We start from the raw sequence: 10,116 nt of genomic DNA, 5'->3' as shown, positions 1-10,116 counted from the left end.
CCGCCAGCCTGGTCGCGTTGCGCGCCCCCTCGCCCGAGGAAGAACGCGCAGCCCTGCTGGCCGTGCTGGCGGCGACCGGCTGGAACATTTCCGAAGCCGCGCGGCGTCTCGGCGTCGACCGCACCACGGTCCATCGCCGCATGAAGCGCCTGCGGCTGGAGGCGCCGAACTGACATTACAGGGGTGTGGCGCGCCGTAGCGCGTGCAACAGGAAATGCAACAGGCAAGGCGCCGCAAGAGCGTCCTAACAGATTGATTCCGTTTAACAGTCCAGATGAGCGCTACGGTTGGCACGCCGTTTGCTGCTCATGACGCAATCTAGCAAGTGGAGGAGAACAAATGCTCGAGAGAACACCCACCACCAAGGCACAGGCGCTGCTCGACAAGTTCGGCAAGGCGCTGGAAGCCGGCGACATCGACAGCGCCGTCAACTGTTTCCAGGCCGACTGCTACTGGCGCGACCTCGTCACCTTCACCTGGAACCTGAAGACCATGGAGGGCCAGGATCAGGTTCGCGACATGCTGCAAGCGACGCTGGCCAACATCAAGCCGACCGCATGGGCGGTGGCCAACGGCGAAGAAGCGACCGAGGATGGCGGCGTCATCACCGCCTGGATCACCTTCGAGACAAGCGTCGCGCGCGGTTTTGGCCTTGTGCGGTTCAAGGGCGACCTGATCTGGACCTTGCTCACCACGATGGCGGAGCTGAAAGGGCATGAGGAGAAGGCTGGCTTCACGCGTCCGCTCGGCGCCAAGCACGGGCACGGCAAGGACCGCAAGACCTGGCGCGAGGAGCGCGACGACGAGATCGCCGAGCTCGGCCATACGAAGCAACCCTATGTCGTCATCATCGGCGGCGGACAGGGCGGTATCGCGCTCGGCGCCCGGCTGAAGCAGCTCGGCGTGCCCACCATCATCATCGAGAAGAACGAGCGTCCCGGAGACTCCTGGCGCAAGCGCTACAAGTCGCTCTGCCTGCACGACCCGGTCTGGTACGATCACTTGCCCTATATCGACTTCCCGAAGAACTGGCCGGTCTTCGCGCCGAAGGACAAGATCGGCGACTGGCTGGAGATGTACACCAAGGTGATGGAGCTGAACTATTGGAACTCCACCACCGCCAAATCCGCCAAATACGACGAGAAGACGAAGGAATGGACGGTCGTCGTCGAGCGCGACGGCAACGAGATCGTGCTCAAGCCCAAGCAGCTGGTGCTGGCGACCGGCATGTCGGGCAAGGCGAACTGGCCGAAATACAAGGGCCAGGACATCTTCAAGGGCGAGCAGCAGCACTCCTCGACCCATCCCGGCCCGGACAAATACCGCGGCAAGAAGGTGGTGGTCATCGGCTCCAACAACTCGGCGCACGACATCTGCGCGGCGCTGTGGGAAGGCGGCGCCGACGTGACCATGGTGCAGCGCTCATCCACCCACATCGTCAAGTCGGACACGCTGATGGATATCGGGCTTGGCGCGCTCTACTCCGAGCAGGCGGTCGAGAACGGCATGACGACGCGCAAGGCCGATATGATCTTCGCGTCCCTGCCCTACCGCATCCTGCACGAATTCCAGATCCCGCTTTACCAGCAGATGAAGGAGCGTGACGCGAAATTCTATGAAGACCTGGAGAAGGCCGGCTTCATGCTTGACTGGGGCGATGACGGTTCCGGCCTGTTCATGAAATATCTGCGCCGCGGTTCCGGCTATTACATCGATGTCGGCGCCTGCGACCTCGTGATCGACGGCTCGATCAAGCTGAAGAGCGGACCGGGAGCCGCTGTGCAGGAACTCACCGAAACCGGCGTCAAATTCGTCGACGGCACCGAATTGCCGGCCGACCTGGTGATCTATGCCACCGGCTACGGCTCGATGAACGGTTGGGCCGCGGACCTCATTTCGCAGGAAGTGGCGGACAAGGTCGGCAAGGTTTGGGGTCTCGGCTCCAACACCACCAAAGACCCGGGCCCCTGGGAAGGCGAGCAGCGAAACATGTGGAAGCCGACGCAGCAGGAAGCACTGTGGTTCCACGGCGGCAACCTCCACCAGTCGCGGCACTATTCGCATTATCTTGCGCTGCAGCTGAAGGCCAGGCAGGTCGGGTTGCCTACCCCGGTTTATGGATTGCAGGAGGTCCACCACAAGGCGTGAGGCCGGACACTTTCCATAGATGGAAGCCCGCCACGGGCTTTCATCTATCCCGCCTTGAGCTTCGGACAGGCCCACATGGTCGCAACTTGATGGCTATCGATCTTTCCCTATCCGCTTCCAGTAGATCAGCGTCCCGGTCAGTCCGCCATGCGGCTTTAGCGCAAAGTCGGGGACCTCGCCGGTCAGCGTGAAGCTGAGCTTCTCATAAAGCCCCGCCGCGCCCTCCTCGCTTGCCGTGTCCAGCACAAGCAGCGTGCGGCCCTTCTCGACCGCCAGTGCCTCCGCGGCGCGCATCAGTGCGCTCGCGACGCCTTTGCCGCGATGGTCCCGTCCGGTCATCAGCTTGGCGATCTCGGCGCGGTGCGGCTGGTTGGGCGGAAAGTCGAGCAGCAGTGTGACGGTTCCTGCAAGCACCCCATCCTGCCATGCGCCCAGCACCGCCCTTTCTCCGCGCGCGGCCGCGGCAAGCGACTTGCGCCAGAAATCCAGTGCCGCCTCCGCCGGCAATGGATGCATGAAGCTCACCGATCCGCCCGCGGCGACGGTTTCGATCAACAGATCGGCGAGCATCGCAATGGTCGCCGCATCGTCGCTCAAGGCCCGGATTTCAAGTGCGTTCATGCTGGTGTTCTCCAAGGCGATGAGACATGAGGAAGGTCATTCGAAGTGGCTGATCCGCCTGCGCCGCCGCGCCCGCCGAATCTCGGCGATACGGTCGGCGTCGTCCTCGCGGCGGCCTCGCTCCAGGATCTCGAGCGTATATTCCTCGTAGGTCAGCCCGAGGCGCTCGGCCCTCTCCAGCCGCATCAGCATGACGGCCTGGCTTGGCGCCTTCCAGGCCTTGTCGTGGGCGGCGCGCCAGGCGAGGAAGACGTAGGCTTCGCCCTTGCCCCAGGGCGGGCCGTCATAGTCGTCGAGCGGCGGCCCGCCATTGTGCGAGCGTTTTGGTCGTCGAGGCATTTGAGATCAGTCCCTGACCAGCGCCACGAGATACTCCGCCGCAGCCGGTCCGGGAGCATGAAAGACGCAATCCGCCGGCGCCCCCAGCGCCAGGCAGTCGCCGGGCTCGAGCCGGTGCACCACATCACCCTCGGTGAAATCCAGCCTTCCCTCGATCAGCCATATCTGCTGCTTGATGAAGGCGTAGGACGCGGCCGGAAGGCTGACCTTGGCGCCCGCCGGCAGGCTGACCCTGATCAGCTCGAGCGGCATCTGCGATGCCGGCGACAGATGCCGCCTTATGTAGCCGGTTGCCGGATCCTGCCACACCGGCTGCTCGTCCCTGCGCAAAACGCCGCCGCCTTGCAGCTCGGCCCGCGCGATCAGCGTCGACAGGGTCATGCCGAACGCGGCCGCGATGCGCACCAGGAGCGCCGCGGTCGGACTGGTGGTGCCGCGTTCGATGGCGCTCAGCATCGCTTTGGACACGTCCGAGCGCCCCGCAAGCTCGGCCAGCGACCAGCCCCTCACCATCCTTTCGGAGTGTATCCGCCGGCCGATCGTGGCAGTGATGTCATCCGATATATCGTTCATTCGTCCAATATATCGGAATTGCGAAATCCGGGAAGAGGCTATTCGATCGAATTGTCGCGACCGGCTTAACACCGTCTACACCATTCGACCTCACCTCAATTTAACTCCGCCTGGATAGGGTCGACGCTCCAGGGAATGGGACCAGGTCAGTCATGTTTGTCGAACGCGAAGCCTCCGTTGGCGAACCGATTTCGCAGGAGCGCCGCAACGCCCTGCAAAGCGACAAACGCATTCTCGGCAATGTCGTGCAATGCGACGGCGCGCGCGCTACCATCAGCGCCTACGCCGAGGATGCCGACGGCACGGTTACCGGCCAGTGGACGGTTGGCAAGATGATCTCCATCAATCTCGGCGCCACGCGCACGGTCGGCCTTGTCTATGAGATCGGCAAATCGGACCGCGCCTGGAGCAATGAGGGCCAGAACCCGATCGAGGTCAGCATCGAATTGATCGGCGAAGTGCGCGACGGCGCAGAGCCGGGCGCCAAGCCGGTGTTCGACCGCGGCATCACCGCCTACCCGCATATCGGCGCGATCGCCCACCGTATTCGCAGCCGCGACCTGCAGGCGGTCTACGATCTGGCAGGACGCCATTCAGTCACCATCGGCACGCTGTCGCAGGATGAATCGATCGATGCCAACATCGCCATCGACGACACGCTGGCGCGCCATTTCGCCATCGTCGGCACCACAGGCGTCGGCAAGTCCACGGCGGTCTCGCTGCTCTTGCGCAAATCGATCGAGGCGCGGCCGGACCTGCGCGTGCTCATCCTCGACCCGCATAACGAGTTCGCGGCCTCGCTGCCGGAATATTGCGTCAAGGTCGATTCCAAGACCCTCGACCTGCCATTCTGGATGTTCAGGCTGGAGGAATTCGCCGAAGTGCTGTTTCGCGGCCGCGAGACGGTGCCCGAGGAAGTGGATGTCCTGCGCGATCTGATCCCAGCGGCCAAGAACCTCTATCGCAACCCCAGTTCCGGCACCTATGTTCGGCGTGGCAGCGATGCGCTGACGGCGGATACGCCGGTGCCTTACCGCATCGCCGATCTCATCAAGCAGATCGACGAGCGCATGGGCCTGCTCGAAAGCAAGAACGATCGCCCGGTCCTGAAGTCGCTGAAGACGCGCATCGAATCGGCGGCCGCCGATCCGCGTTACCGCTTCATGTTCAATTCGCGCCTGATCGAGGACACGATCCACGAAACGATCGGCAACATTTTCCGTGTCCCCAACCACGGCCGCCCGGTCACCTGCTTCGAGATGGCGGGCATGCCTTCGGAAGTCGTCAACTCGGTCTGCTCGGTGCTGGCCCGCCTTGCCTTCGACCTGGCCTTGTGGAGCGAGGGCCGGCTGCGGTTGCTCCTGCTTTGCGAGGAAGCGCACCGCTACATGCCGGCCGATCCGCGCCTCGGCTTCGCGCCGACCAGGCATGCGCTGTCGCGCATCGCCAAGGAAGGCCGCAAATATGGCTGCTATCTGGGTGTCGTCACCCAGCGCCCGGGCGAGCTCGACCCGACCATCCTGTCGCAGTGCTCGACCTTCTTCGCCATGCGTCTTGCCAACGAGCAGGACCAGGCAATCATCCGCTCGGCGATCGCCGACTCCTCGGCCTCCACGCTCGCGTTCCTGTCCTCGATGGGGCAGCGCGAAGCTATCGCCTTCGGCGAAGGCGTCGCGACCACCATGCGGTTGAAATTCGAGAAGCTGGCGCAGGAGTTCATCCCCGGAACCGCGAAAAGGGAGCAGGTCGAGCCCTCCGTGGACGGCAGCGATGTCGACCTGGCCATGATCGTCGAGCGGCTCCGCAACGTACCGAAGCCGCAGCAGGCCATGGCCTTCGCCGAGACCGTCGACTCGGCCCGGCAGGCCGGCGACCCGGACTATAAGAAGCCGGCCACAGCCGCCCCCCGCCCTCAGCCCGACGACGACTTCGACACCCGCTACGGCCTGAAGCCCTCGACCTTCGGCATACGCAGTTGAACGACTGACCGCCCGACATCGGACGGTGAGTAAATTCCGATAGAGAATTCGTCAGGCCGAGTCGGATGGTGCCGTTTGCGAGAACCGGAGCGGAGCGGACATCAAGTCCGTGAGCACCGGAAGCGCAGAAAACGGCGGCATACGGCCGGCCTCACGAATTCATCTTCGGAATTTAGGCGCAGACGCGGTTGCGGCCCTGCTTCTTCGCCTCATAGAGCTGACGGTCGGCGCGACGGTAGAAATCCTCCGCGCTCTCTTTGTGGTCCCACACGGCAAGGCCGACGCTGGTGGTGACCTTCAGCCGCACATTGCCCGACAGGATCGACAGGTTGGCGATCGCCTTGCGGATGCGTTCGGCGAACCGGGCAAGCAGCTCGACATCCATGTTGGGAGTGACGACGGCAAACTCCTCGCCGCCCAGCCGCGCCACCACGTCGTGATAGCGCGTCATGCCCCGCAGGCAGGTGGCTACGGCCCGCAGCACCTCGTCGCCGACATCATGACCATGTGTGTCGTTGACCTGTTTGAAGTGATCGAGATCGAGGATCATCAGCCCGACCGGCCTGTCGATACGACGAAATTCATGGAGATATTCACGCAGCGCATCGTCGAAATAGCGGCGGTTCTGCATGCCGGTCAGACCGTCGGTGAGCGCCGCCTGCTCGAGCGTCTGCGAACGGGCGCTGAGCGAGACCGTCATGGCCCTGAGCTTGCCCTCTTCCCGCACCTGGCCGCGGATCAGCGGGTAGATGAAGAAAGTGCCGAAGAACAGCGCGGTCGCCAGCAGCGCGCCAGTGACGAAAAGCAATTTGTTCAGATAGACGATTTTGTCGACACGTGATGCGGCATCGAGGTCCGAGGCGATGTCCTGTAACTGACCAAAGGCATGGAAGGTCACCAGGCCAGCGGCCAGGATCACGAAAATAAAGACGAAAAAAGCGGATTCCGCCTTGTGGAAACGCATCTACTCCCCGCGCCACTGTAACCCCTGAGCTTATGCCATAGCGGACCTTACGGACCGTTAACCCGGACAACCCTGGAGAGAATTAGAACAAAGGATTTTAAGGCGCTGATTGAAAAAGGCTTTTTGTCAGTCGCGAACTGCCGCTTGATCGTGCGGTCGCAGCCTGCGCCACTCCGCGCCCAGTTGGTGCCTGAACCAGGTCGATTGGCGCTTGGCATACTGCCGAGTCGCGATCTTGGCTCGCTCGATCGCCTCGGGAAAGCCGCACTGTCCGGCCATCGCCGCCTGCAGCTCGCGCACCCCGATCGCCTTCATCGCCGGCAGGTCCGGGTCGAGGCCAAGCGCCGTAAGCTGCCGCACTTCGTCCAGCGCGCCCTTGTCGAGCATCTGGTCGAAACGCGCCTCGATGCGCCGGACCAGTTGCGCCCGGTCCGGCTCGATCACCAGGAAACGAGCGCTGTCGCGGTCGATCAGCGGACGGCCGCGCGCCGCCTGCCACTCCAGGAGGGAACGTCCCGAAGCATCGAGCACTTCGAGCGCCCGCACGATACGCTGGCCGTCCGTCGGCCTGAGTTGCATGGCCATGGTTGAATCCTCATGCATCAGCAGGCGATGCAGTCTTTCGGCTCCTTGCTCCTTGAGCTCGTAGCGCCAGCGCTCACGCACCGCCGGTGGAATGTCCGGCATATCCGAGATGCCTTCAGCCAGCGCGCGGAAATAGAGCCCGGTGCCGCCGACGAAAACAACCGTACGGCCCGACAGGACGCCATCGTCAATCAGCTTCGTCACGTCGCGCAGCCAGGCGCCGGTGGAATAGGCCGTGGAGGGATGCACATGGCCGTAGAGGAAATGCGGCACGCGTGCCGTTTCGGCGGCGGTCGGTCGTGCCGTCAAGACATCGAGCACCGAATAGCCTTGCATGGAATCGGTGTTGACGATGACCCCGCCACCACGCTCGGCAAGATCGAGCGCCAGCGCCGACTTGCCGCTGGCTGTCGGCCCGGCTATCAGGATCGCGTTCTTGACGCGGCCTTCGCCCGCCTGCCTGCCGGAATGTTCAATGCCGCTGATCGCCACTCTAGTGTCCCGTCCAGAAGCCCGCGCCGTGCCGGCCTCGCTTGCGAATATGGCCTTGCAGACTGCCGGCGCAAGCGCTATCCGTTGGCTGGCTGAAGACGTCGCCTGCGATCTCGTTTTGCCGCAGACGCCGGATATCGGCGAAATGACCGCCAATCTGCGGGCCGCACTGGCATCCGAGCCGGTCGATATCGTCGTCCAGCCCGCCGAAGGCAGGCGCAAGAAGATCCTGCTCGCCGACATGGATTCGACGATGATCGATCAGGAGTGCATCGACGAGCTCGCCGACGAGATTGGCGTCAAGGACCATGTAGCGGCGATCACCGCGCGCTCGATGAATGGCGAAATCGCCTTCGAGCCGGCCTTGCGCGAGCGCGTCGCCTTGCTGAAGGGCCTCGACACCGCGGTGGTCGACCGCATCATCACCAACCGGCTGACGCTCGCCGCCGGCGGCCGCGCCTTGGTGCAGACAATGCGTGCCAACGGCGCCTGGACGGCGCTGGTCTCCGGCGGCTTCGACGTCTTCACCAGCCGTATTGCCGAGATGCTGGGGTTCCAGGAAAACCGGGCCAACCGCCTGGTCGAGGAAGACGGCAGACTCGCCGGCATGGTGACCGAGCCCATCCTCGGCCGCGCCGCGAAAGCCGAAGCGCTGCTGGACATTGCCGCGAGGCTCGCGCTGACGACACAGGATGCCATCGCGGTCGGTGACGGCGCCAACGATCTCGATATGATCCGTCTTGCCGGCACCGGGGTCGCGCTGCATGCCAAGCCGGCGGTGGCCGAGCAGGCACGCATCCGCATCGATCATAGCGACCTGACCGCGCTGCTCTATCTACAGGGCTACCGCCGGGATGAGTTTGTGGAATGAAGCCGATCCGCATCGAGCGCCTGATCCTGCGCAACTGGGAGGATCGCGACCGCGCGCTTTTCCACCGCATCAACTCCGATGAGCGCGTGATGGAATTCTTCCCGTTCCGCCGCGACCGCGCCGCGGCTGACGCCAAGATGGACGAAGTCCGCGCCTGGATCGATGAGGATGGATATGGCTTCGCCGCGGCCGAGATTGCCGCGACCGGCGAATGCGTCGGCTTCGTCGGCTTGTCCGGAACGGAAGACATCGACGTGCTGGCGCCCGGCACGATTGAGATCGGCTGGCGGCTGGCGCCCGAATTCTGGGGCAAGGGCTATGTCACCGAGGCGGCGGAAGCCTGGCTCGCCTTCGGTTTCGAAACGCTTGGCGTGGACGAGATCGTGTCATTCGCGGTCGCGGACAACCATCGTTCGATCGCCGTCATGAAGCGGCTCGGCATGCAAGCCGATCCCGGTGCCGACTTCGATCACCCCAGCGTCCCAGACAGCCACCCGCATCTCAAGCGTCATGTCATGTACAGGCTGTCGCGCGAGGCCTGGCAGGCACGAAAAAGGGCGGCTCGCTAGCCGCCCTATTCATTGAAACATCAATCGCTTGCTGAACGATCCGGACTCAATCCATCCGGATCGTCACGAAACGCAGTTCCCCGGTCTTCGAGGCCAGCATCAGGAGCGCGTTCTTGCGGCCCTGCTCCTTAAGCGCTCCGATCCGGTCCATCACGTCCTTCGGCGTGCCGACCGATTCCTGCGCGATCTCGGTGATCACCTCGCCGGGCTGGATGCCGCGCTCCGCCGCGGGCGAATCCTTGGCGACATCGGTGACGACCACGCCGGACACGTCGGCGGCGATGCCGAATTTCTGCCGCGTCTGGTCGTTGAGCTCGCCGACCGTCATGCCGAGCACGGAGGCCGTCGACACCGGAGGCGTTGCCTTATCGCCACTGCCCTGATCGGTGCTGCCGTTCTCGCCGCTGGCCAGCTTCTCCCCGTCCTCGAGCCTGCCGAGCGTCACCTTGACGGTCTGCTCGACGCCCTTGCGCACGATGACGACATCTACTGCCTTGCCGACCGGGCTTTCGGCCACGACGCGCGGCAGGTCGCGCATTTCATGGATATCCTTGCCGTCGAACTTGATGATGACGTCGCCGGCCTGGACCGTGCCATTGTCGACCGGCCCGCCCTTGATGACGCCGGCCACCAGCGCACCCTTGGCGGTCGCCATGCCGAGGCTTTCGGCGATGTCGTCCGTCACCGGCTGGATGCGAACGCCGAGCCAGCCGCGCCGCGTCTCGCCATACTGGCGAAGCTGGTCGACGACGCCGGCGGCAAGCTGCGAGGGGATGGAGAAACCGATGCCGATGGAGCCGCCCGACGGCGAGATGATCGCCGTGTTGATGCCGATGACCTCGCCGGCGGCGTTGAACAGCGGACCGCCGGAATTGCCGCGGTTGATGGCGGCGTCGGTCTGGATGAAATCGTCATAGGGACCGGAATTGATGTCGCGGTTGCGCGCCGAGACGATTCCGACCGTCACCGTGCCGC

The 10,116-nt window shown here is 64.0% G+C and carries 11 protein-coding genes; 5 read left to right on the top strand and 6 right to left on the bottom strand.

What is annotated here, in order from left to right:
* On the top strand, nucleotides 1–173 hold a 173-nt coding region (locus EOA24_RS15660; RefSeq protein ID WP_127409895.1), incomplete at its 5' end, for a helix-turn-helix domain-containing protein.
* Nucleotides 174–339: 166 nt separating this feature from the next.
* The gene (locus EOA24_RS15655) at nucleotides 340–2,148 is read left to right on the top strand and encodes an NAD(P)/FAD-dependent oxidoreductase (protein ID WP_126082060.1); all 1,809 of its coding nucleotides are present in this window, start codon (nucleotides 340–342) and stop codon (nucleotides 2,146–2,148) included.
* 93 nt (nucleotides 2,149–2,241) lie between these two features.
* Here EOA24_RS15655 and EOA24_RS15650 read toward each other — a convergent pair whose 3' ends face one another.
* From EOA24_RS15650 to EOA24_RS15640, 3 genes are read right to left on the bottom strand one after another with little or no spacing between them, the layout of a single operon-like run.
* Complete coding sequence (locus EOA24_RS15650; protein WP_126082059.1) at nucleotides 2,242–2,769, bottom strand: GNAT family N-acetyltransferase; 528 nt, start codon at nucleotides 2,767–2,769, stop codon at nucleotides 2,242–2,244.
* 36 nt (nucleotides 2,770–2,805) lie between these two features.
* Entirely contained in the window at nucleotides 2,806–3,108 is a 303-nt protein-coding gene (locus EOA24_RS15645) for a hypothetical protein (protein WP_126082058.1), read from the bottom strand.
* Nucleotides 3,109–3,114: 6 nt separating this feature from the next.
* Complete coding sequence (locus tag EOA24_RS15640; RefSeq protein WP_126082057.1) at nucleotides 3,115–3,681, bottom strand: XRE family transcriptional regulator; 567 nt, start codon at nucleotides 3,679–3,681, stop codon at nucleotides 3,115–3,117.
* Between the two features lie 152 nt (nucleotides 3,682–3,833).
* Here EOA24_RS15640 and EOA24_RS15635 point away from each other — a divergent pair, with 152 nt between their 5' ends.
* Nucleotides 3,834–5,660: an ATP-binding protein gene (locus tag EOA24_RS15635; RefSeq protein WP_126082056.1), complete on the top strand. Its 1,827-nt coding sequence runs from the start codon at nucleotides 3,834–3,836 to the stop codon at nucleotides 5,658–5,660.
* A 172-nt stretch (nucleotides 5,661–5,832) separates the two neighbouring features.
* Here EOA24_RS15635 and EOA24_RS15630 read toward each other — a convergent pair whose 3' ends face one another.
* Nucleotides 5,833–6,624: a GGDEF domain-containing protein gene (locus tag EOA24_RS15630; RefSeq protein WP_126082055.1), complete on the bottom strand. Its 792-nt coding sequence runs from the start codon at nucleotides 6,622–6,624 to the stop codon at nucleotides 5,833–5,835.
* A 126-nt stretch (nucleotides 6,625–6,750) separates the two neighbouring features.
* Nucleotides 6,751–7,695, bottom strand: coding sequence for a tRNA (adenosine(37)-N6)-dimethylallyltransferase MiaA (gene miaA / locus EOA24_RS15625; RefSeq protein WP_126083760.1), 945 nt, complete (start codon nucleotides 7,693–7,695; stop codon nucleotides 6,751–6,753).
* Nucleotides 7,696–7,750: 55 nt separating this feature from the next.
* On the opposite strand from miaA, the gene serB reads away from it, so the two are divergent.
* Both serB and EOA24_RS15615 read left to right on the top strand, forming a co-directional pair.
* Nucleotides 7,751–8,572: a phosphoserine phosphatase SerB gene (gene serB / locus EOA24_RS15620; protein WP_348526731.1), complete on the top strand. Its 822-nt coding sequence runs from the start codon at nucleotides 7,751–7,753 to the stop codon at nucleotides 8,570–8,572.
* On the top strand, nucleotides 8,569–9,141 hold the full coding sequence (locus EOA24_RS15615) for a GNAT family N-acetyltransferase (protein ID WP_126082053.1): 573 nt from the start codon (nucleotides 8,569–8,571) through the stop codon (nucleotides 9,139–9,141). Before serB ends, EOA24_RS15615 begins: the two co-directional genes overlap by 4 nt.
* 46 nt (nucleotides 9,142–9,187) lie before the next feature.
* Here the strand turns inward: EOA24_RS15615 and EOA24_RS15610 are convergent.
* Nucleotides 9,188–10,116, bottom strand: a 929-nt coding sequence (locus EOA24_RS15610; protein WP_127409894.1) for a PDZ domain-containing protein, incomplete at its 5' end; no start/stop codon positions are given.

The organism is Mesorhizobium sp. M2A.F.Ca.ET.039.01.1.1 (assembly GCF_003998035.1).
GTDB lineage: Bacteria > Pseudomonadota > Alphaproteobacteria > Rhizobiales > Rhizobiaceae > Mesorhizobium.
Note: the sequence above shows the minus strand (reverse complement) of the source record. Positions and strands in the feature narration are given on the sequence as shown.

Excerpts from the sequence above, each read along its gene's own strand:
- EOA24_RS15655 (WP_126082060.1), top strand. The coding sequence starts at position 340 with ATGCTCGAGAGAACACCCACCACCAAGGCACAGGCGCTGCTCGACAAG.
- EOA24_RS15650 (WP_126082059.1), bottom strand. The coding sequence starts at position 2,769 with ATGAACGCACTTGAAATCCGGGCCTTGAGCGACGATGCGGCGACCATT.
- EOA24_RS15645 (WP_126082058.1), bottom strand. The coding sequence starts at position 3,108 with ATGCCTCGACGACCAAAACGCTCGCACAATGGCGGGCCGCCGCTCGAC.
- EOA24_RS15640 (WP_126082057.1), bottom strand. The coding sequence starts at position 3,681 with ATGAACGATATATCGGATGACATCACTGCCACGATCGGCCGGCGGATA.
- EOA24_RS15635 (WP_126082056.1), top strand. The coding sequence starts at position 3,834 with ATGTTTGTCGAACGCGAAGCCTCCGTTGGCGAACCGATTTCGCAGGAG.
- EOA24_RS15630 (WP_126082055.1), bottom strand. The coding sequence starts at position 6,624 with ATGCGTTTCCACAAGGCGGAATCCGCTTTTTTCGTCTTTATTTTCGTG.
- serB (WP_348526731.1), top strand. The coding sequence starts at position 7,751 with ATGGCCTTGCAGACTGCCGGCGCAAGCGCTATCCGTTGGCTGGCTGAA.
- EOA24_RS15615 (WP_126082053.1), top strand. The coding sequence starts at position 8,569 with ATGAAGCCGATCCGCATCGAGCGCCTGATCCTGCGCAACTGGGAGGAT.